Origin of the sequence: Bradyrhizobium diversitatis (genome assembly GCF_016031635.1) — a bacterium.
Taxonomy (GTDB): Bacteria; Pseudomonadota; Alphaproteobacteria; order Rhizobiales; family Xanthobacteraceae; genus Bradyrhizobium; species Bradyrhizobium diversitatis.
In genome coordinates this window covers 124,222-144,053 of the sequence record NZ_JACEGD010000019.1, presented here as the reverse complement: position 1 = coordinate 144,053, position 19,832 = coordinate 124,222, and the positions used below count along the sequence as shown (strand labels likewise).

Annotated in this window: 21 protein-coding genes; 10 read left to right on the top strand and 11 right to left on the bottom strand. The window is 60.1% G+C overall.

From position 1 onward, the window contains the following. Positions 1–302 precede the first annotated feature (302 nt). Positions 303–542: a hypothetical protein gene (locus H1B27_RS21565; RefSeq protein WP_156504929.1), complete on the top strand. Its 240-nt coding sequence runs from the start codon at positions 303–305 to the stop codon at positions 540–542. A 28-nt stretch (positions 543–570) separates the two neighbouring features. On the opposite strand, the gene H1B27_RS21560 is transcribed toward H1B27_RS21565, so the two are convergent. After that, on the bottom strand, positions 571–810 hold the full coding sequence (locus tag H1B27_RS21560) for a hypothetical protein (RefSeq protein WP_197967443.1): 240 nt from the start codon (positions 808–810) through the stop codon (positions 571–573). Between the two features lie 625 nt (positions 811–1,435). Here H1B27_RS21560 and H1B27_RS21555 point away from each other — a divergent pair. Continuing rightward, positions 1,436–1,771: a hypothetical protein gene (locus tag H1B27_RS21555; protein WP_245311996.1), complete on the top strand. Its 336-nt coding sequence runs from the start codon at positions 1,436–1,438 to the stop codon at positions 1,769–1,771. A 47-nt stretch (positions 1,772–1,818) separates the two neighbouring features. Here the strand turns inward: H1B27_RS21555 and H1B27_RS21550 are convergent, their stop codons facing one another. Together H1B27_RS21550 and H1B27_RS21545 are read right to left on the bottom strand one after the other, a co-directional pair. Next, positions 1,819–2,481, bottom strand: coding sequence for a hypothetical protein (locus tag H1B27_RS21550; RefSeq protein WP_197967442.1), 663 nt, complete (start codon positions 2,479–2,481; stop codon positions 1,819–1,821). 64 nt (positions 2,482–2,545) lie between these two features. Further along, complete coding sequence (locus H1B27_RS21545) at positions 2,546–3,283, bottom strand: metallophosphoesterase family protein (RefSeq protein WP_197967441.1); 738 nt, start codon at positions 3,281–3,283, stop codon at positions 2,546–2,548. A gap of 192 nt (positions 3,284–3,475) precedes the next feature. Between H1B27_RS21545 and H1B27_RS21540 the strand changes: the two genes are divergently transcribed. Continuing rightward, entirely contained in the window at positions 3,476–4,102 is a 627-nt protein-coding gene (locus H1B27_RS21540; RefSeq protein WP_061878777.1) for a transglutaminase-like cysteine peptidase, read from the top strand. A 12-nt stretch (positions 4,103–4,114) separates the two neighbouring features. Here H1B27_RS21540 and H1B27_RS21535 read toward each other — a convergent pair whose 3' ends face one another. The 3 genes from H1B27_RS21535 to H1B27_RS21525 all read right to left on the bottom strand — a co-directional run bounded on the left by H1B27_RS21535 (position 4,115) and on the right by H1B27_RS21525 (position 6,240). Further along, a complete protein-coding gene (locus H1B27_RS21535; protein ID WP_246515580.1) occupies positions 4,115–5,065 on the bottom strand; it encodes an O-antigen ligase family protein in 951 nt (316 codons plus the stop codon). Between the two features lie 460 nt (positions 5,066–5,525). Continuing rightward, entirely contained in the window at positions 5,526–5,801 is a 276-nt protein-coding gene (locus tag H1B27_RS21530; RefSeq protein WP_061878779.1) for a hypothetical protein, read from the bottom strand. Positions 5,802–5,877: 76 nt separating this feature from the next. Then, on the bottom strand, positions 5,878–6,240 hold the full coding sequence (locus H1B27_RS21525) for a hypothetical protein (RefSeq protein ID WP_245311998.1): 363 nt from the start codon (positions 6,238–6,240) through the stop codon (positions 5,878–5,880). Positions 6,241–6,718: 478 nt separating this feature from the next. Between H1B27_RS21525 and H1B27_RS21520 the strand changes: the two genes are divergently transcribed. Both H1B27_RS21520 and H1B27_RS21515 read left to right on the top strand, forming a co-directional pair. Next, on the top strand, positions 6,719–7,921 hold the full coding sequence (locus H1B27_RS21520) for a polysaccharide biosynthesis/export family protein (RefSeq protein ID WP_061878780.1): 1,203 nt from the start codon (positions 6,719–6,721) through the stop codon (positions 7,919–7,921). A gap of 172 nt (positions 7,922–8,093) precedes the next feature. Then, the gene (locus tag H1B27_RS21515; RefSeq protein WP_197967439.1) at positions 8,094–8,675 is read left to right on the top strand and encodes a hypothetical protein; all 582 of its coding nucleotides are present in this window, start codon (positions 8,094–8,096) and stop codon (positions 8,673–8,675) included. A gap of 68 nt (positions 8,676–8,743) precedes the next feature. On the opposite strand, the gene H1B27_RS21510 is transcribed toward H1B27_RS21515, so the two are convergent. Both H1B27_RS21510 and H1B27_RS21505 read right to left on the bottom strand, forming a co-directional pair. After that, positions 8,744–9,601 (bottom strand): FkbM family methyltransferase, encoded by an 858-nt coding sequence (locus H1B27_RS21510; protein ID WP_197967438.1) that lies wholly within the window; start codon positions 9,599–9,601, stop codon positions 8,744–8,746. Positions 9,602–9,753: 152 nt separating this feature from the next. Next, positions 9,754–10,707, bottom strand: a complete 954-nt coding sequence (locus H1B27_RS21505) for a glycosyltransferase family 2 protein (RefSeq protein ID WP_197967437.1) — start codon at positions 10,705–10,707, stop codon at positions 9,754–9,756. A gap of 459 nt (positions 10,708–11,166) precedes the next feature. On the opposite strand from H1B27_RS21505, the gene H1B27_RS21500 reads away from it, so the two are divergent. The 5 genes from H1B27_RS21500 to H1B27_RS21480 all read left to right on the top strand — a co-directional run bounded on the left by H1B27_RS21500 (position 11,167) and on the right by H1B27_RS21480 (position 16,946). Continuing rightward, positions 11,167–12,633 (top strand): O-antigen ligase family protein, encoded by a 1,467-nt coding sequence (locus tag H1B27_RS21500; RefSeq protein ID WP_197967436.1) that lies wholly within the window; start codon positions 11,167–11,169, stop codon positions 12,631–12,633. Between the two features lie 96 nt (positions 12,634–12,729). After that, positions 12,730–13,350: a hypothetical protein gene (locus H1B27_RS21495; protein WP_197967435.1), complete on the top strand. Its 621-nt coding sequence runs from the start codon at positions 12,730–12,732 to the stop codon at positions 13,348–13,350. Between the two features lie 224 nt (positions 13,351–13,574). Continuing rightward, entirely contained in the window at positions 13,575–15,794 is a 2,220-nt protein-coding gene (locus tag H1B27_RS21490; protein ID WP_131873773.1) for a polysaccharide biosynthesis tyrosine autokinase, read from the top strand. A 37-nt stretch (positions 15,795–15,831) separates the two neighbouring features. Continuing rightward, positions 15,832–16,551, top strand: a complete 720-nt coding sequence (locus tag H1B27_RS21485) for a hypothetical protein (protein ID WP_197967434.1) — start codon at positions 15,832–15,834, stop codon at positions 16,549–16,551. Beyond that, positions 16,551–16,946, top strand: coding sequence for a hypothetical protein (locus H1B27_RS21480; RefSeq protein WP_197967433.1), 396 nt, complete (start codon positions 16,551–16,553; stop codon positions 16,944–16,946). The genes H1B27_RS21485 and H1B27_RS21480 overlap by 1 nt, the downstream gene beginning before the upstream one ends. 18 nt (positions 16,947–16,964) lie before the next feature. Here H1B27_RS21480 and H1B27_RS21475 read toward each other — a convergent pair whose 3' ends face one another. From H1B27_RS21475 to H1B27_RS21465, 3 genes are all read right to left on the bottom strand, one after another. Then, positions 16,965–18,035, bottom strand: a complete 1,071-nt coding sequence (locus tag H1B27_RS21475; RefSeq protein WP_197967432.1) for a glycosyltransferase family 4 protein — start codon at positions 18,033–18,035, stop codon at positions 16,965–16,967. 183 nt (positions 18,036–18,218) lie between these two features. Further along, positions 18,219–18,890, bottom strand: a complete 672-nt coding sequence (locus tag H1B27_RS21470; protein WP_197967431.1) for an acyltransferase — start codon at positions 18,888–18,890, stop codon at positions 18,219–18,221. Between the two features lie 119 nt (positions 18,891–19,009). After that, positions 19,010–19,789 (bottom strand): class I SAM-dependent methyltransferase, encoded by a 780-nt coding sequence (locus tag H1B27_RS21465; RefSeq protein WP_197967430.1) that lies wholly within the window; start codon positions 19,787–19,789, stop codon positions 19,010–19,012. Between the last annotated feature and the right edge of the window lie 43 nt (positions 19,790–19,832).

Below are 19,832 nucleotides of genomic sequence, written 5' to 3'. Positions count from 1 at the left end.
ACCATGTTTTTGGCCTTCCTGGTTCAGTCCGCTTCTGCGCAGGGGACCAAGGATCAGGCCAACACCACCAGCTCCAGCATCATCACGACCCCGACGAAAAAAGCGCAGACCACCCAAGCTGCGTCCCGGCCGACCGCAATCCGGAACGTGACGGGGAGCCTTCCTGCCGGAAGGGCCGCCCAAGGCGTTTGGAGGGATGGCAAGCTGGTCGCCGTGCCCAGGTGAGGTCACGCAACGAACTGTCAAGCAGCCGTGAAGGAACGGTGTCCGCCTCCCTGACGTTGTTGATCGGGAGATATCGCATGAAACGATTGGTTTTGATCATACTCGCGTTTGCCGTGCCTGCCAGCGCTTCGGCCCAGGGCGTCAATGACCCCTCGTCGCCCAATCGCAACGTGATCATCGTCAACCCCTCGCAGCCCGCGCCTCCCAACGCGACCCGGAATATTCCGAGCCGCATCGAGCCGCCGGTCACGAGCGGCGGACGCGCCCGGCCCTATCACGGGAACAGAACCCGGGGGAGCGGGTCGAGCCGCTATTAGCCGCTTCGGCGGCGCTGTGAGACAAGCTTTATTGCGGGTTGACCTCGACCTCCAGGGTCGAGGTGCCGGGGTCGTGCCGGTTCTTGCCCGAGATCAGCAGCGTGAACCTGTCGGCACCGCGCGCCGTGCTTTCGGCCGAATAGCGGAAGCCTGACCCGACCACCGCCAATTGCCCTCGCGATGGTCCGCTCACGACCGAGACGTTGAAGATCTGCATGTACGACCAACGTAGCCCCTGGATGCAGTCGGCTCCGGGTTCGATCGACATCGTCCATCTCACCGTATCCTGCGATAAGGCGAACGGCGTCCGTTCCTTGATGCAGAGGGGGCTGGCGTGCGCCGCGGGGCCAGATATGACCGCAGCCGCAACGACGACACCTGCCAGCAATACCGGACTTGCGCGCATTCTCAGCAACTCCACGGGGCGGATGCCGAAAGTTAGCAGCAATGACCTAATGAGGTCTTAGAGCAGAGCCGTCTGCCCTTGGGCCGATCCCGTGACGCGGATCTCAGGTCCTTCGGTCATCCGGTCGACCGCTCTCCGGACCATGCCATTCTGCCCCTGTTTTGCCCGACAGGTCAATTTCATTTCGGAAAACTGTAACCCATTGATCCGACTGGCTCCGGCTACTGTGCATGGGGTTGTTTTTCGATTTTTGCGGGAAGGCCCCAGGGAAGTTCGCCCGCGAACTGGCTTTCCTGCCATCGGCAAAGGTGTAGGCTGAGGAATGGAAGACGAGGACATTGGCCGATGGTCGTCCTTATCGTTCTGTCAGGGAGGCACCAGCGTGCGAACGGGTCGACGTGGCCACTGTGAAAAGCGGTTTGGGAAGCTGTCTCGGACGGTCGCAACCATCGCCGGTATACTCGGCCTTGGACTCGCCTGTCCGGCCTTGGGTCTCGCTCAGACCGAACTGGCGCCCTCACTCAACGACTATCTTCCATCCAGCGAGCCGGAAGTCACGCGCGACGAATGGCGCCAGCGGATCGAGGACGCACGGCGCCGCGCCAAGGACGTCTTGCGCGAGCGGCGGGAGCATCCCGAGCTCTCCAAGCCCATTCCGGTAGATCCGGACCTTGTCGCGACCGAGAGCCTGCTCAACGATGAAAGCCTGCAGCGAGGCGACATCGTTGCGACCAAGAAGGGCATGTTCGTCTACAAGGGGCGATCCGATCAGCCGCGCCGCGACGAGGACTTTGTGCCCGTCAATCCGAAATCGGTACGCTGAAGAATTCGCTGCAGCCCCGGATGCGATAGCCACAAGGCTGGCGCGGCTCAGTACCGCCGCAAGATCTCGTTGAATTTGGGATCGGTGATCTTCGTCGTCTCCAGCAGCAGCGATTTGCCTTGCGGTGTTGCCTGCACATAGGCCGCGATCAACAGAGGCTCGTAACGCGAGCGACTGGCCAGCGCCGACCGGATGTCCGATTGCGCCAGGAGCTTGATCTCCTCATCGGTCGCCGCCGCGCTCGACGTCACGGTCCGGACGCGAGAGAAGGCAACGTCGATCGGCACCGATCCGGTCAAGTAGGACATCTTCACCGCCGGCGTGACCGCTTCGCCGGATTGGGCCTGTAGCATGCCGAGCGTGAGCCACAGCGCGGGCCGGATCGGTGAGACTTTCAAGGCAGCCAAGACGGCGGCCTGGGCTGCCTTGTTCTCGCTGGCCCTGCCGCCCGCCGCGGTCGACGGACCTTGAAGAACGTCAGCGGCCATCGCCGCCGCGTAGTTCGCAAGCAGATCGCCGTCCCATGAAAACGCAGCCAAGCCAGCGGCGGCTGCCAGCTTCGCCTTGTCGGGCGGAAGCTTGCCCGAGAACAAATCGCCGGCGCGAAAGTTCGGCCTTGTCAGATCGCCATAGAACGCCATGCCGGCGTGAAGCGCCAGCACGATTGCGGTGCAGATGCCGACGACGCGAAGCAGGATCATGCGGTTCATGGAGGAATTGACGAGGCCTGTGCGGGCGGGCCCGACGACGGGACCGAGGTCTAGCCAGAGCCCTTTAAATTGCCAGCAGACTATCGCCCTGGATGGTCAGCAGCGTCAAGTTTCCGGTCGCGTAGGCTCCGGTGTCGATGTTGATGCGGTTCGGGCGGATATCGGGCGCGCTGACCGGCGTATGACCGTGAACGACATATTTGCCGAAGCGCTCCTCGGAGGTCAGGAATTCCTCGCGGATCCAGAGCAGATCCGCATCCTTCTGGCGATCGAGCGCGACGCCCGGCTTGACGCCGGCATGGACGAAAAAGAAGTCGCCGCAGGTAAAGGAGGAAGGCAATTGCTGGAGGAAGGCCAAGTGCTCCGGCGGCAGCGCACGTTTCAGTCCCTCGATCAGTTCGACCTGCTGCTCCGCGGACGGATTCATGGTCGGCGTGATGCCGTAGGAGACCAGCGTCAGCAGGCCGCCATAGTGGCGCCACTCCTGCAGGCGGGCCGGGTTCTTGAGGACCTCGAGCAGGAAGACCTCGTGGTTGCCCTTCAGACAAACCGTCTCGTGCGATTTCGAGCGTTCGATCAAGAGATCAAGAACGGCGCGGGAGTCCGGGCCGCGATCGACATAGTCACCGAGAAAGACCTGAATGGCCCGTTCGGGGGCCGAGCGGGCGAGATCGACGTCGATCACGGTTAACAGCGATTGAAGCAAATCGGCGCGGCCGTGCACGTCGCCGATGGCATAGACGCGAACGCCGTCGGGAAGCCGAGGCTTGGCCTTCTTTCGAAAATGGCTGGAAAAACCCATCAGGTCGGTCGAATCGCTTCTGGCGTCACGAGCGGATCATCGCGACCGCTCTTAGCAGAAAAGTCACACTTCGGTATTCTTAATTATTTCCGACCGCTTAGCCCGCATTTTGATTAAAGGGTCGCGCGGCGTTTGAGCCGTATTTCAAGGCGTCTCACGTACCGTCCCCTCAACAAGAACGGGGAGCGCAACATGCGCAAAGTCGTGAAATTCCTGGCGGCCGTGGCCGCAATCGTCGTTGCTGCGGGGGTGCAGCAGAATGCGGACGCAGCGTTCGTCGGCGCGCCCATGGGGCTGCGCGGTACCATCCAGTACATCAAGTTCGACCGGCCGACGCTGGCGCCGATGGCATTCACCATCTTTTGCCTGAAGTACAAGGACGAGTGCAAACCGCGGCCGCAACAGATCGTCTTCCGCGGCGGACGCCTGAAGCTTACGGCGCAACGCCTGGCGCAGATGCAAGAGGTCAACCAGCGGGTCAACAGCGCGATCCGTTCCGAACCCAATCTGGAAGGGCTGCGCGGCGAAAAGTGGCTGCTGCATCCCGCGAGCGGCGACTGCAACGACTACGCCGTGACAAAACGCCACGATCTGATCGCCAAGGGCTTCCCGGCGCGTTCGGTGCTGCTCAGCGAGGTCGTGACCTCCTGGGGCGAGCATCATCTCGTCGTCGTGGTGCGGACCTTCTCAGGCGATCTCGTGCTGGACAATCTCTCTGGCCATATCATGCCCTGGTCGAAGAAGCCCTATCGCTGGGTCCGTATTCAATCGCCCAAGAACCCGAACTACTGGGCCTCGCTCGGCGATCGCGCGGTCTGACGGACTGCGCCTCTATCGTGATCCGGATTGGCTGACGCTCTGCGACAGCCCCAGCCCCACGATCACCGAGAGACACAGGATTGCTGCCGGGCGCAGCAATCCGGGACCTGCAAAGCTCTGGACGAGCGCAAAGAGAACACAGGCCGCGGCTGCCGCGGGAAAGAACGAGTCGCGTCCGCGCTGCAGAGCGCCGAAGAACAGGCGGACCAAAGCGATCAGGCTCACTGCTATCATGGCAGCCAACCCAATCCATCCCATCCCCGCAAAGACGGCCGTGGCCGCCGAGGGCGCGTTCAAGACAGCTCCGGCATCGCTCTGATAGATCCTGCCCACCGCAGCAAAGGTCCCGGCACCAGCGCCGAACCAGCGCGTGTCGGCCAACATGCGCTCGAGGGCGGCCTTGGTCTCGGCTCCCATCTCCGGGACGAGCCGCATCAGGACCGGTCCGGAGCTCTGCTCGAACAGGAAGGTGAGCACGATCGCGGCGCCGACCAGGGCTGCCACCGACAATGCGCTCGCAGCCAATGGTGACAGATCCAACCTGCGGATGACGAGGATCAGCAGCATCAGCACAACGCCAAAAGCCGCTGCGATTGCGCTGTTCGTTCCGGAAAACCCAAAGATCGCGGCGGCGCTGACCAAAGCTCCGACCAGGCCACAAAGGCCGATCGCGGCCGAGCGCAGTACCGAGTGATGCGTTTCGGCCCGTTCAGCGGCGAGCTGAATGACCGCCAGATTGAGCATGAGGCCAAGGCCGGCCAAGGTCGTCGTGAGGTCGTGCGGTACGTCTGCAACAAGCGCCGGCAACAGCCGATGCAAGTCGAGAATCAAGGCTGCGACCGCGGCTACGCCGCTCAGCACAAAGAGGATCAACTGGGCACGGCTGCGGTTGCGCACGACTAGGACGGTGACGCCGAGCAACGAGATCGCCGCAAGCGCCAGCAGCAGCGCGTTCAGGGTCAAGCCGATGTCGGCTGTGATCGGCCCGAGCGGCAGGCCGCCGAGGACATCGTGAGCGCTCGCCCAGATCGGATGCGCCGAGCTGAGCGGAAGAGGGACCAGTTGGGCGGCGATACACAGCGGAATGGCGATCAGGATCCACCGGCCCCACGAGGTCGCGCGAACATAGTGATCGTAGCCGGCCTTGCGCGTGCTCGAGGCGGCCGCCAGCAAGCTCAGTGCTGCGACCATCGTCGCGAGCTGTGCCCCGAACTTGACGCCGGCGATTTCGAGAGCGGAAGCGGAAACGATGGAAACGATGAGGATAAAATAAGCGAAGGACAAACGGCGCTCGAAGGGAATCCTGAAACGGTCAGGTCACCATACAAGCGAGCGGTGGGTTTTCAAGCAGAGGTCTTTGCCGGCAACCCGCCTGTCTTTCGCGCGGCCTGCGAAGGCTGGTGGCAGCCTCAGCCCGGCGTCATCAGCGCGCAGACTTGACCGGGCGGGCGAATACGCGCCCGGTACGCGCGGCAGCAAGGCCAAAGCGGGCCCCTGACCCGAAGAGATAGCCACCCTGCAGGGCAATGGCTGCGAACACCATGCCTTTCAGGCTCTCGATCACCGTGAGACCGATCATCAAGCCGACCGGGACGGCGGCGAGCAACATGACGAAGGTCAGCGGCACCAGCACCAGGACGCGAAAGCGCTGCCCCAGCACGGCACCGACGAGAAAGCTGAAAATCAAAAACGCGGTCATCCGAAACACTCTCCGTGCTCCGGACACTAGGTTTCCCTCCCTAAAAAGACCCTTAAGTTGTATGGCTAAATTTGGCCTATTGGCTGCAACTTGCCAGCAGCGAATGATAGGCCTCTCGCAGCCCGTTCAGCGCTACTACGCCCCTGATTTCGCTGTCGCCTTCGCTGACCGCCACGGACAGCGAGGCCGCTGTCTGCCACTTGCCGGCGGCAAAGGCAGAGACCTCGTCCGGTAGCAGCACGGTAGCGCCTGCGGCCGCCATGCGGGCGTCGAAGGTCAAGGTGCCGCCGCCGGTCGCAGCGATCGTGACCTTCGGGCGGCTCCGTGGCGGGAAGGGCCGGATCAAGGCCACCATCACGTCGATCTTGCCCTGTGGCGCACAGCGGACGATCAGGCCGGCAAAGTCCGGGTCCGACTGGGCCGTATCCGCGGTCTTCATGATGGCGGCGACGCTCTCGCCGTCCTTGGCCCCCTGGGTCCGGGTGAATTTCCAGACGGAGGAGGGGGCCGGTTGGGCGACCGCAACAAGTGGCGCTTCGTGGCACGACGATTCTGGGCTGCCGGGGCAGGGGGCGGCAGGGCTCCAGGGCCGACCAGCGGCGCCAAGGAGGGAACCTGCCAACAGCGGGATCAGAAGGAGGCCAGACACGGGGGAGTCCTATCCTGAATGGACCCAGCTTTGGCGAAGGGCGGCGAGGCCTCCGCCCGACATGCTGAGGCCTCAACTTGCGCATTTTGCCCGCCCGCCGGGCACACGAAATACAACAAATAGTCACAAAGGGTTAAACCAAGCCTCCAAGAGTGGCTCGCAGGCAACACTAGCCAACGGATCGCTCTGTTAACCGCCCGGAACGCTTGTCGCACCCACCCCCTAGGCCGTACCAACTTACGTCAATTGGGACTATCGGGCGCGATTCATGTCATCTATTGCCAAGACCTATGTTTTGAAGCCTGCGTTTCTGGCGGTCGCTTTAGCGCTCGGGGCCTGTTCGACCAATCCCGGCTCGGGTCCACTGACGGACGACGTCAACAACAAGATCCAGACTGAGAACGCGCCGGCCTACGAGCTGGTGCCGCTCAATCCGGCTACGGTGAAGATCCTGCACACCCATGAGCCCAAGGGGCTCGCCGGCGTGTTCACCGATCGCCGTCCGCCCGCCAGCATCGTGTTCGGCATCGGCGACGTCGTCAGCGTCACCATCTTCGAAGCCGCGGCGGGCGGTCTGTTCATACCGGCGGAAGCCGGCGTCCGTCCGGGTAACTTCGTGACCATCCCGGACCAGGCGGTGGACAATGACGGCTTCATCACCGTGCCCTATGCCGGCCAGGTCAAAGCCGCGGGCCTTACAGCGGTCCAGATCCAGCGCTCGATCATTGAGAAGATCGGCAACCGCGCCATCGAGCCGCAGGCGGTCGTTGCGATGTCTTCGCAGCGCACCCAGCTCATCAGCGTGCTCGGCGAAGTCAATTCGCCGGCGCGTTATCCGGCGAGCGCGGCGGGTGCGAAGGATCGCGTACTCGACGCGATCACCCGCGCCGGCGGCATCAAGGGCCAGGGCTTCGAGACCTGGGTCATGCTGGAGCGCGGCGGCAAGCGGGCGACCGTGCCGTTCGAGAATCTCGTGATGGCACCCGAGAACAACGTCTACGTTCGTCCCGACGACAGCATCTACGTCTATCGCGAACAGCAGAAGTTCCTGGCGTTCGGTGCCAGCGGCCAGAGCGGCGAGTTCAACTTCGATGCCTGGCGCATCAACCTCGGCGAAGCGGTCGGCAAGGCCGGCGGTCTGCTGGATGGCCAGGCCGATCCGGCTGCGGTTTATCTCTATCGCCGCGAACCGCGCGAGGTCGCTGCCCAGCTCGGCATCGACGTGAGCAAGTACACGTCAGAGACGATCCCGGTCATCTTCAACGTGAACTTCCGCGATCCGGGCGGCTTCTTCCTCGCCACCAAGGTCATGATGAAGAATCAGGACATCATCTACGTCTCGAACTCGCGCAACGTCGAAGTCGCCAAGTTCCTGACCTATCTGCGTGTGATCATGGCGACCGGCAGCGATGCCGTGAACCTCTCCAACGATGCCCTGATCTTCCGCAACAACATCAAGCTGGCGCCGTAAGACGCCAACTTGATCGACCAAGACCGATGGCACCGGGCCTTTGTCCCGGTGCCATTTTCGTTTAGCAATCGAAGCGGTTCTGCCGGGGCTACCAGTTCGGGATTTGGATCAAGGCGCCACTGAACGCGGCGTGCCGGTCGTCGGTCCACCCCGCAGTGTTGCAAGAGGCTTCATGCGGTTTCGAGCATTCTGGCGTCTTCTGGCGCTCGTTCTTCTCGCCTTCGGGCTTGCACCGATCGGAAAGGCTCTCGGGGCTGCCGCGGAGCTGGGCGTCCGCCATCGGATCGACGTGCTGGTCTCAGCCGAGCCCGATGCTCCGATCCTGTCGCGCCTGAGGGGGGCCAAGGGCGAACTGTCCTTGACCGTCCGTCTCTCGGCGAACTCCAAGGAGAGCAAATTCTTCGGAATGTTGCGCCCGTCTTTTCCCGATATCGTCGTTCCCGATGGCGCCGGCAAACCGCTGGTGCAACAGACCAAGCTCTGGGAGGAGGATGTCTGCCATCAGCGCCGCGGGCTGCCGAAGGTCACCGTGACCCAGCTCAGCGGGCATTTTGCGGACGGCGAGGGGCGGATCGAGATCTCCGCCCTCAACCGGCACATCGGCCTTCTGGTCCCGCCCGACGAATTAACCCCCGGAATAAAACTCGATCCCGGGAACGATAGCCTCGGGGCGTTCTATGCCTTCCGGGCACAGACCCGGAACAGCCGCCTGAATGTGGATCTTAGGATCTACTCGATCGATTGCCCTCTTTAGTTCGGGCAAGGCGCAATCAGCCTCGGCAAATGAGCTGGCGCTTCCCGATCTGATCTGCTCCCGACGCGCTATCGCGCTGCGTGCGTGTCGTACCAACCCGCTGGAGGAAAGTCCGGGAAGTGGTAATCCTTTCGCCCGGCCGCGCGCACCAGCGCGGCCTGAATCCCGCCAAGCATGCGGAATACGCTCTTTCGTCCCTGGAAGATGCCGGCGTCTCCCGCCAGCGCATAGCCGCGGAAGATCCCCTTGTAGACCTCAAGCGCTTCGAACATGTCCATCCACCGCCCGGGCAATTCGTTGCCGAACAGTCCGCTGCTGCCTTGTTCGAATCTGTGCGGCTGGAAACAGCCTTCGGTCGCTGGCTGAGGCGGCTCCTGCAGGGAGACGAGGCTTTGATCCACGATCTTGTATTTGGAATAGCCCAGGTTCCTGAGCAGTTCGAACTCCCTTACGAGATCATTCCAATTCTTCTTCTCGGACTCGATCGACACAAATCGCGGCGGTTCGGAAATGTTCTCGAGCGATGACAATGCGTCAAAATCGTTCCCTTCGATATCGATCTTGCAATATCTGGGAATGCCGTGATCGCGCATGATATCGGCCAGCCGCTCGGCTTTAGCCGTTATCTTTTGCACGCTCGCTGCGCCCAGCATCTGGTTTCGCTTGACCCACTCGAGATTTGCCGTTCCCCAGACCGAGTGCTCGGTGTTGACGTAGAAGTCGATATTCCCCGGCGTCCTGGCGACGGCCAGGTTGAGGATCTTCAGTTGCCCTGTGGCAACCTGCTGGGAAAACTGCTGGCCAAGAGCGCTACAGAATTCCGGTACAGCTTCGATGGCAACGACCTTGAATCCCTTTTTGAGATAGAAGCCGGTGTCTTCACCCTTGTGGGCGCCGAGATCGTAAATGAGGTTTTCGTCAATCATGGTTTTCGTACTCGTGTCCAGAGCGTGATGAGCGTCGTGCGCAATGCGTTTCTAAAGCGCGATGTGATTAGGGCTAATCGTCATGGCGCTTTAGGTTGTTATTTAAGCATGGTCTTTTCGGAAAACCGCTGCGCGCTTTTCCGGATTATGCTTTAGCGGTGGAAGGACAAGATGTTGGTTGGATGAATTGATCCGGCAATCAAATCCGCCATTGCAGCCATGTTTCCGGCTAGCCTGCCTCGATAATCGATCATCGGATGCTCGCGAAGTGAGCGCAGCGCGTTGGACGCGAGCGCTCGTGTCCAAAAGTATGCGCATTTTCCGAGGGTAATTGTTCCTTTGCGCGCAAGGTAGAGCGGATTGGCGAGCTGCGAGTAACCATATTTGTAGCCGCTGACCCGTCCGGACTTTGACCCGAGATGTACACCGGTCAAGTTTGAAGCTCGATAGATGTCCGAGAACTTCCTGATCTGTCCGGAAAAATCCGTATCCTCCAGCCAGCCATAGAGCGGCAGATTCTCGTCGAATGCACATTGGTCGAAGACTGTCGCTCTGAAGGCCATATTGCACCCGTACAGGCCCTCCTTCGACTTGCTGTATCCGGTCTGATCGCTCGCCCGAGGCAGCGCCAGCGCATCGGAAGCCTGATCCTCGGTGATTGCGATGCTGCCTCTTGCCCCGTCCATGATCACCGCTCCCGTAACGGCGAGGACCTGTGGACTTGCAGCAAACAGCGCTTCGCATTTCTGCAGCCAATCGGCTGCGGGCCTGAAGTCATCGTCGAAGAAGACAATGATCTTCGCAAGCCAGGCCTCGGGAGTGCTTATCTTCTTGGCCGTTTGTACGCCGTGGTTTCTCTGCGACGTCAGTCCCGGTCGAGGAGAAACCAGTCGGTGCACGCTCGGATCATTCGGGACGGCGGCAGCATCGGGCAAATCCTTGGGTTCAGCGCCCACAAGCATGACGCTATCAGGCGCGCGTTCTTGAAGTCGAAGCTGGTCTAGAAGAACTTGAACGTCTGCCGGTCTGCCGCGTGTCGCTAAGATGACGTCAATATTCAATTTACCCTCGCAGAGCGACGGCCAGCAACGCTGGTCGTCTGACATAAGAACTTCGTGGAAACGTTCGATCGGAAGCAGGAATTCTCCCGGAAACAATCCGCCGGCAATTGGCGACGTGGGCTTTCGCAAGCCTGGGGATACGGTGCGGGCGAAGCACTACTGGACCACGTTGCGGAAATCCAGCGTAGACGATTGAAATCGGGACCGTCCAGCCCCTTCATCGGATGAGATCCGCGCTTGGGGCGAACCGTCCTGTTAACGAACTCGAGGCCGCCAGGATGGGGACGCATTGCGGAGCAGGGCCGGCAAAGCGTTCTCCCTCTTTACTGTGCTCCCGCATGAGTTGACGCCGGAAATTAACCTCTGTAGGCGGGGTACGGTTCAGAATGGATCATCCACCGCCGTCTCTGCCGAGTGCGGCACTTGCTGGACGCCTGCGGGATCATCCGCTCTAATGTATTCTCCACTGGGAGGCGTCAGACGAAAGCGATGGGCCGTGTTTCGATGAACATTCGCTGGTCGGCCGATCTCGTATCCAGCTGTGTGCTGTTCTTTGTTGTAGCGAGCGCGCCGTTCCCGTTTGGGTCGACCAACAATCTTGCCATTGCCTTCTGGTGCGCTTGTCTGGGAACTGCCCTGATCTTTGCGCCGGCGAACGCGCTGCGTCGTCCCCATCTCTGGATCATCGCAGGCATCTTCATCGTTGTCGCCGCTTACGGCTTCGCGCTGCACGAACAGTTGTCTGACAGCCCGTGGATTGCGCCATATCATCCGATCTGGAAGCAGCTCGGCTCGCTGTTCGATACGGCCGTTGCGCCATCGGCCTCGATTGTCAGGTACGAAGCTTTCTTTGCTGTGGGGGCGCCACTTGCAAATATCTTGGCTATTCTGGTGGGGCTCGTCATTGGCGCCGACGCGAGGCGTGCACGCCAGGTAATGCTGGTGATTGCGCTCTCAGGCAGCTTCTACGCTGCATATGGCGTCCTCTCGTTTCTCATCGAACCGACCATGATTCTGTGGCGCGACAAGACCGCCTATCTCAGCAGCGTCACCGGCACGTTCATCAACCGCAATACCGCCGCGGCCTATTTCGGCTCATGTGCGGTCATCTGGATACTTCTGCTTCTTACGGACGTGCGCCGCCACCTTCCCGGAGGACGTTTCAGATGGAGCAATCTCTCCCGCGATCTGGCTAAAATTCCCCAGGCTTCGATAGCTCTGAAATTCGCCGCGCTCCTGATCTGCGTCATGGCGATGTTCATGACTGGCTCGCGGGCGGGCGTGGCTGTTTCGCTCCTCTCCATGATCTTCGTCTTTGTCGTCTTCCTCCGGAAGGACCTTCGGCCGCGCACCGGCGTCTGGATGGCCTTGGCGGCCGCCGCCTTGGTCGCTCTCGTTCTCTTGGAATTGCTCGGTGGTCGTGTCGTGGGCCGCTTCGATAGCCAGGGGCTGACCGATAGTGGCCGGCTTGAGGGGTGGAAGTCCTCGCTGCTCATCATCGCCGATACCCCCTGGTTCGGTACTGGGATGGGGACTTTCCAGTCGGTCTTTCCAGCCTTCCGCAGCCCGAATATTTCTATGCGCGGTACCTGGAATGCAGCCCATTCGACCCCTCTGGAGGTCGCTTTGGAGGCCGGAATTCCGATGACGCTCCTCCTGGCGTCTGCTTGGGCGGTCATGCTCACGGTGCTTGCGCGCGGGGTGCTCAGCCGCAAGCGTGACGCTTCGATTCCCCTGGCTGCCATCGGCACTGCGCTGCTGGCATTGCTCCATTCCGGCCTCGATTTCACGTTGCAGATACCGGGTTACAGCATCCCCTTCTTTGCGCTTTTCGGGGTCGGCCTGGCGCAATCCTTTCACTCCGGCGAGGGGAGCATCGAGCCGAAAGGGGCTGCGGCAAATGCGCTGTCGTCCCGTGCTCGCACTTCGGGATCGCCAAAACAGTCCTCTTTCCAGGTACTTGGGCCTTAACTATTCCTTTAGATTTGGTGGACAGGACTGCCTCTTTCGACTACTTTCCAATCGTTTCGTTCGGGCCATAAAGGCAAACTAGTTGTTGAGGAAATTATGAACCTTATCAGGTTTACGGTTCGAGCCGCTGTGGTGATTGCGATCGCAAGCTCGATATCCTCCGCCGCCAGCGCGGCTGTTTATCCGCCCAGCCGGCAACTGCAGGCTCAGATCATCTCCGATTTCAAGGGATCTCCTGCAACGCTTTTGCAGCAATATCCTGACGGCGGTCCGCAGTTGATTTCGCGCGTCCGCGACCTTGGAGCGTCGGATCCGACGACAGTGCCGGGTCTGATCGAACTGTTGAAGAACCCGGCGACATCGAAGGACCAGTTGCGCGCGATCGTCGCTGGACTTGCCCAGGTCGCCCGCATGGCGGCACAGACCGATCAGGCGTTTGCCAATGAGATTCAGGCCGCCGTCGCCGGAACAAACAATCCGGACGTGATTGCTGCCTATCAGGCCGCAACCGGTGATGTTGCAATCGCTGCGGCGGGCGGTGCCGGGGGTGGTGGCTCCGGTGGTGGGGGCCCGACGACCGGCTTCGGATTTGCCTTTGGTGGCAGCGGCTCCGGTGCCCAGAACTTTGGTGGCCTGCACTACCCGAACAGTGTGACGACTTATACGGGTTCAGTGTCTCCCTCGACCGCCTATCCTGCGGTCAGTCCGACGCAATAACGTCCGGGCCTCTTGCGCCGGCATCCCCTTAGAGAAAATAAACCAAGGCAGCGTGTCACGCGCTGCCTTTGATCTTCCGCGATGACTCGCACGATATACTGCCCGTGAAGCACGTGGTGCGTCCATGCTTCGATGACTATGCGTGATTTGCGGACACGTGAAATCACGTCGCCGCGCGCTTGTCGGCCCAAGTACGGGCATTGATTGATTTCAGGATTTACCGGATGTTGCAGCTGAACAAGTCCACCTCAGAGATCAATCGCGAATTCGCCGAGACTCAAGGCTCCCCGTTTCAATCGCTGACTCTGCATTTGGATGTCATCCGGCATCAGTTCCCAACAATTGTCGCGATCATATCCGCCTCTGTGATCTTGGCGCTTCTCTATCTCTTTACCGAAGCTCCGCAATTCACCTCTACGGCGTCGATCGTCATCGACACCCGCAAAGTACAATTGTTCCAGCAGCAATCGATGCTCGGTGACGTGGCCCCTGATTCCGCGTCGGTGGAAACGCAGGTCGAAATTCTCAAGTCCGAGAATATCAGCTTGGCGGTCATTCGTGACCTGCACCTGACGGAAGATCCGGAGTTCCTCGGCAACGGCGGAAGCTTGATCGGGTCCATCGGCAATTTCTTTTCCGATCTGTTTTCCAGTGGCCGTGCCGGTTCCGAGTTCAGATTGCAGCGCAAGGCTCTGCAACGCTTTGAGAGCAATCGTACCATCAAGCGTCTCGGTCTCACATACGTCATGGAGATCGGCTTCACGTCGCGTGATCCAGCGAAAGCGGCGCAGATCGCCAATGCGATCGCTGACGCCTACATTGTTGACCAGCTGGAAGCCAAGTACCAATCGACGCGTCGCGCCAGCGTCTGGTTGCAGGATCGCATCAAGGAGTTGCGCGCTCAGGCATCCGCGGCACAGAAGGCGGTTGTCGATTTCAAGACCGCCAACAACATTGTCGATACCGGCGGGCGCTTGATGAACGAGCAACAGCTCGCCGAAGTGAATAGCCAGCTGGTCGGGGCGCATGCCTCGACGGCCGAGGCCAGGGCGCGGCTGGACCGCATCAACGATATTCTGAAGCGCGAAATACCGGACGCGGCAGTGGCGGACGCTCTTCGGAACGAGACCATCGTCAAGCTGCGAGGCCAGTATGTCGACATGGCCGCCAAGGAAGCGATCTGGGCCGCCAAGTATGGCCACGATCATCTTGCCGCGGTGAACCTGCGTCGCCAAATGGACGAGATCAAGCGGAACATGATCGACGAGCTCAAGCGCATTCAGGAGTCTTACAAGAGCGACTATGATATCGCCGTCACGCGCGAGGAGAGCATCAAGGCCAGTTTGGCCACCGTGGTCTCGGAGTCTCAGCTCACCAATCAGGCGCAGGTTCGGCTACGCGAGCTCGACAGCAATGCGCAGTCGTATCAGGCGATGTACGACAATTTCCTGCAGCGCTACATGGAATCGGTCCAGCAGCAATCGTTCCCCATCAGCGAAGCGCGCGTGATCAGTGCAGCAACGACACCGCTGGTCAAGAGCTATCCAAAGACTCTCATCGTGCTGGGCGTGGCTCTTTTTGGCGGTTTGGTGTTGAGCTTCGTCCTGGCGATCGTGCGTGAAATGATGGACCGGGTGTTCAGGACGACTCAGCAGGTCGAAGAGGTGCTCGGAGCGAGTTGTATAGCGCTGCTGCCGACGGTGAACGCAGCTGCGACCAAGGACGCAAGGCCGAAATTGCTGCGTTATGTCGTTGATCATCCTCTCTCGCGCTTCTCCGAAGCGGTGCGCTCGACGAAGGTGGCAGTCGATCTGAACTCGATCGTTCGAGAGAACCGCGTGCTGGCGGTTACGTCGACTCTTCCGAATGAAGGCAAGAGCACGCTGTCTGCCAACCTGGCGCAATTGATGGCCCATGGCGGTGCGCGCGTCCTCCTGATCGATTGCGATCTCCGCAATCCCTCGCTCTCTCGCGCGCTGACGCCCGACGCGGAGTTTGGTTTGGTCGAGATCCTCGCGCATAAGGCTAAACTGGAGCAAGCATTGACGGTTGATGCGCAGACGGGGCTCTCGATCTTGGCTGCGGGTACGACCTCCAAGCTTCTTCATACCAACGAGATATTGGCATCCAAGATGATGCATGGCCTGATTGGCGAGCTGAGGGACAAGTTCGATTACATCGTGCTCGACATGCCCCCGATGGCGCCGGTCGTGGACGTGCGCGTGACGTCGACTTTCGTTGACTCCTACATATTCGTCGTGGAGTGGGGCAAGACCCTGATGGACGTCGTCAGGCACAATCTGCGTGGTTCTCAGGAAATCCAGGACAAGCTGCTTGGCGTCGTTCTCAACAAGGCAGATACGAAGCGCCTTGCTCGCTACGAGTCGTACCACAGCCGTTACTATTACAAGAAGAACTATGCCCGTTACGGCTACGTCGATTAACATGGGCGGGATCTGGCGGAAATGTTGCAGGGGCGTATTGCTTCTGACGGGTATCGCTGGAGTAGCCTGGTCACTGGTCGTGTTGCCATCGTTCTGGGCCGATCTGCAGGTCAGCTCCGTCGCCACGCACATTTTGGTCGGTGAACAGCTCAAGCCGGGGATCGTGGAGTCGATCGCGGTTCGTATGGACGCGGACCCGCCATCGAGCCTTCCCTACCCCAGTCTGGTACGAGCCCGAGCGCTGATTGCGCTTCGCTCGGCCGAGGAGGGCCTGCAGGGAAAAGGTTCCCATGACCTGGAGCGCAGATTGACGGCGGCAGAGACCAAGCTGAAGTCGTCGTTGATGCTCGATCCGGCCGACGCTTTTCTTTGGCTGTTGCTGTATTGGGTGAAGAACGAGCGAGACGGTTTCGACGCGGGAAATATTCGCTATCTTGAACAGTCGTACGCGGCTGGACCATACGAAGGCTGGATTGCGCTCCGTCGCAACAGGTTGGCGCTTGCGATATTTCCACTGCTTGGGGAGCAGCTGCAGCAAAAGGTCGTTGCCGAGTTCGCTGGCATGGTCGAAAGCGACTTCACCGATGATGCGGCACGCAACCTGACGGGAGTCGGTTGGCCTCAGAGGGATAGATTGCTGGCGAGCCTCGGGGGCGTTCGCCTGGTCGCCCGTGAAGCTTTTGCGAAGCGGTTGGCATATGACGGCGTGAAGGCCACTGTGCCGGGAGTCGATTTACCTGAAAGGATGTGGCGGTAATGGTTCGATCGCTCTTTCGGCTTGTCCTGCTGATCTGCATGGCTCCGGCCTGGACATTGATCCAGAACGTTCCGCCGGCTCACGCACAAAGCACGAAATCAAAATTCACGATGCAGGGCGCCGCCGACACATCGGAATCGCCCGTCATCCGTGACGGCGCCAATCGTCCCTGCCTCAATGTTGAGGCGGCTGCCAAGGGGCACGTCCAGAACGGAGAGCTTATGGATCATATCGTGAGCGTCAAGAACAACTGCTCTCGAATGATCAGGGTCAAGATCTGCTACTACCATAGTGATCACTGCAAGGATGCGACCGTCTACGGCTATCAGCGCGTCGACACGATTCTGGGAACGATGAAGATGTCGATGTTTCGATATTCACTGTCTCAAAAATGAGCTCGCCGAGCGCCCTGCTCATCTGATCGCAGGGGCATCGAAAAGGTCTACGAACTTTCTCGCGTCATCTTCGCGCTGAACGAGCAGCGCTGCGCGATTACGCTCGGTCTCGTTCAGGGCGGTTTGAAAGTCAGCGACCGACTTTTCCCACGCGAGGATTTGTTCCGCGATCCCGTCGAGATCTGACGCGCGCGGATCGAGCAGCAGTTCCTCCGGCACCATGTTGGCGATGCATCCGCGGTTGGAGGCAGCGACGATGATAGCTGCCATCTGTGCCTCATAGATCACCACAGGCTGCGCCTCGTTGACGTATCTCGTCGGAAATACCAGGACGTCGATCGAGGAGAGAAAGTGGACCTTGGCGTCGTCATATACGGGCCCCACATACTCAATCCCACCGATCTCGTTCGCGCGGCGCTTGATGTAGTGCTCAATCTCGAGATCGGCGCAGGGACCAGCGATTCGTGCCGTCAGGCCGGATCCGCTCTCGCGCAGTCGAGCCATCAGGTCGAGAAAGCGGTCGATACCTTTTTCGAGCGAGATGTTCGATAGATAGCCAATCGAGCTGAATGTCCGGTCACAGCTCCGTAGTTCGACGGCGGGCAAATCGATAAACGCCAGGTTGGAAATGACGAGCGTCCTTAGATGCTTGCCATACATCTCCGAAAGTATCGTGGCCATCCTGGGACAGAGCGCGATATGAAACTGGTTGACGCCGGCCATGCGAATAATGGACGCCAAGATGGCGTTACGCTTCGTCAGGTAGGCGAAGCTGTGATGATGGAACGCGATCGTCTTCCCGAGCCACCGCGCAAGGACGACGACCAGCAGGTCATAGAGCAGTCCATAGCCGCCGGACAGAGAGAGGTAGAGTATCGAGGCCTCCGGGTGGCGAAGGACAGTTCGTCCGCATCGGACGTATGCGCGTGCGCGATTGAAATGATGCCGCCACCGATCGCGAGCATCGCCTGGTGAGGTGTTGCCGAACGCGAGTTGAAATCCGGCAGCGCGCAAAGTGTCGGCCGCCCGCTTGGTGATGAGAGCTGCGCCATGAACCGGCGGAGGAAGGGGGCCCGCCACAACGATCATTTTACCGGGCACGAGGTCGTCGGTCCTTCAGCATGTTAGCCAATGAATAATCGATGGCGAGTGCAGCATTTGGCGGGGCAGCGCCGCGGATCCCTGATGTCGCCCGACGGGTCGGGGAGGCCAAATCACTGTTTGCGGCACATGGGCCCGGCCCCGGATACGGCTACGAGCCGCGTTTGAATATCAGGTGACTGTGAAGGCCGTTCGGTGAAAGATCTTTGCGGTCTTGGGGATGTCTCGCTGGTGAACCGCGGGATTACCGCCGATCATCGAGTATTCTTGGGGCGCGACGTGGGTCACGACGGCGCCCGAAGCCACCACGCAATAGTCCGGGATGGTGACGCCCTGCAGAATGATCACGCCGGTGCCGATCATCGTGTAGGCTCCTATCGTGATTGGAGAGCATGTCTGCCGGGCGGACATTGGATTGACCCCGTGGGTCAACAACTGGCTGCGGAATCCGGCGAGACCGCAGAATTGACGAAACTCGATCCGGTCGGTGCAATCAATGTAATGCTGGCTCATCACCAGACTCGCCTTGCGCATGATAAGATCCGAACGTCGCTTCGTCCTGTTTCGGAAGGCCGGCGAATTCAGGCGAGTTGACAGTCCACCGATCCAGTTCAGATTGCCGATGACCGCATCTTCATCCATCTGCAACCGATCGAGCCGGCCGATATAGTTGAGATGACCGATGTAGGTCTTCGCTTCCAGGACGCATTCGTCGGCCAGAATCAAGGACAGACCGATCCGCGCGTCGCGATGGATCGAAAAACCGGGGATCGCGTTGAGGACCCGCCGACGGACTCTCCAGGGGAAGAAAAGAAATAAAACTTGAATAACAATCTTCAGCATAGTCGTTCCTCGCGCCCACCCAAAATAACCGAAAGTGCTGCGGCTTGGTCAAGATCTCGGCTTTAAGGTTTATTTCGATAGTGTATCGCCTCGAGGACGCGAATTCACCAGCGCACCAGCTAGGCGGCTTCCGCCGGGCAGTCGAGCTTCTTCCGGATGAAGACCATCAAGACGGTCTTGAAGGCCTGAGGCGTAAGCGACTGAACGAGTTGGAACGCACGGTAGAGGCCGCGGTTGTTGGCGTGGTAGGATGGCTCCGCGTCCCAAGCATATACAAAATGGTCGAAACGCGCGGGTGGGAAATACCTCCGTAGCGTAGCCGGCGTATTCAAACGATAGACCGCCGGAAAGATGTCCTCATCCTTGCGCTCGGGTTGTGCCGAGCTGAGTATGGTGCGGCTAATTCCGCTGGGGACCAGGCGGTTGGCCAATGCGATGTAGCCGTACCTGTTTGGAGTTCGCGCGCAGATCCAGCCGCCGGGCTTCAAAAGTCTGTCCATCTCGGCGGTGCTTTGAGCCGGATCCGGAATGTGCTCGAATGTGTAATCCGACAGGATGATGTCGGCGCAATTGGCAGGCAGCGGCGCACGTCCCGTCGGATCCAAGAGCATCGCCTCGTCCAGCGACGGATTGGTGAAGACGGCTTCGTCGACGTCCAGTCCGATGACTTCGGCAACGCGTCCCTTGAAATTGCAGAGATTGCGCCGGTACTCCGAGCTGGCGTCTTCATGGATCGAGCCGCGGCCTGCGCCGAAATCGATCATTCTGGTGCTCGGCGTCACGAGGGCATTCACGCGTTGGTAAAACGCGATCGTGCCGTCGATTCTGGAAAATCCGCCGGCAGCCAATTCCGGGAAGAAAGTTGAATGCATGGGACTCACTAACGCTGGTGCGCTCAAGAGAAATGACGGCCAATATCCAGGCAGTCCTCGCCTGAACCAC

Excerpts from the sequence above, each read along its gene's own strand:
- H1B27_RS21565 (WP_156504929.1), top strand. The coding sequence starts at position 303 with ATGAAACGATTGGTTTTGATCATACTCGCGTTTGCCGTGCCTGCCAGC.
- H1B27_RS21560 (WP_197967443.1), bottom strand. The coding sequence starts at position 810 with ATGTCGATCGAACCCGGAGCCGACTGCATCCAGGGGCTACGTTGGTCG.
- H1B27_RS21550 (WP_197967442.1), bottom strand. The coding sequence starts at position 2,481 with ATGAACCGCATGATCCTGCTTCGCGTCGTCGGCATCTGCACCGCAATC.
- H1B27_RS21545 (WP_197967441.1), bottom strand. The coding sequence starts at position 3,283 with ATGGGTTTTTCCAGCCATTTTCGAAAGAAGGCCAAGCCTCGGCTTCCC.
- H1B27_RS21540 (WP_061878777.1), top strand. The coding sequence starts at position 3,476 with ATGCGCAAAGTCGTGAAATTCCTGGCGGCCGTGGCCGCAATCGTCGTT.
- H1B27_RS21530 (WP_061878779.1), bottom strand. The coding sequence starts at position 5,801 with ATGACCGCGTTTTTGATTTTCAGCTTTCTCGTCGGTGCCGTGCTGGGG.
- H1B27_RS21525 (WP_245311998.1), bottom strand. The coding sequence starts at position 6,240 with ATGAAGACCGCGGATACGGCCCAGTCGGACCCGGACTTTGCCGGCCTG.
- H1B27_RS21520 (WP_061878780.1), top strand. The coding sequence starts at position 6,719 with ATGTCATCTATTGCCAAGACCTATGTTTTGAAGCCTGCGTTTCTGGCG.
- H1B27_RS21515 (WP_197967439.1), top strand. The coding sequence starts at position 8,094 with ATGCGGTTTCGAGCATTCTGGCGTCTTCTGGCGCTCGTTCTTCTCGCC.
- H1B27_RS21510 (WP_197967438.1), bottom strand. The coding sequence starts at position 9,601 with ATGATTGACGAAAACCTCATTTACGATCTCGGCGCCCACAAGGGTGAA.
- H1B27_RS21505 (WP_197967437.1), bottom strand. The coding sequence starts at position 10,707 with ATGTCAGACGACCAGCGTTGCTGGCCGTCGCTCTGCGAGGGTAAATTG.
- H1B27_RS21500 (WP_197967436.1), top strand. The coding sequence starts at position 11,167 with ATGAACATTCGCTGGTCGGCCGATCTCGTATCCAGCTGTGTGCTGTTC.
- H1B27_RS21495 (WP_197967435.1), top strand. The coding sequence starts at position 12,730 with ATGAACCTTATCAGGTTTACGGTTCGAGCCGCTGTGGTGATTGCGATC.
- H1B27_RS21490 (WP_131873773.1), top strand. The coding sequence starts at position 13,575 with ATGTTGCAGCTGAACAAGTCCACCTCAGAGATCAATCGCGAATTCGCC.
- H1B27_RS21480 (WP_197967433.1), top strand. The coding sequence starts at position 16,551 with ATGGTTCGATCGCTCTTTCGGCTTGTCCTGCTGATCTGCATGGCTCCG.
- H1B27_RS21475 (WP_197967432.1), bottom strand. The coding sequence starts at position 18,035 with ATGATCGTTGTGGCGGGCCCCCTTCCTCCGCCGGTTCATGGCGCAGCT.
- H1B27_RS21470 (WP_197967431.1), bottom strand. The coding sequence starts at position 18,890 with ATGCTGAAGATTGTTATTCAAGTTTTATTTCTTTTCTTCCCCTGGAGA.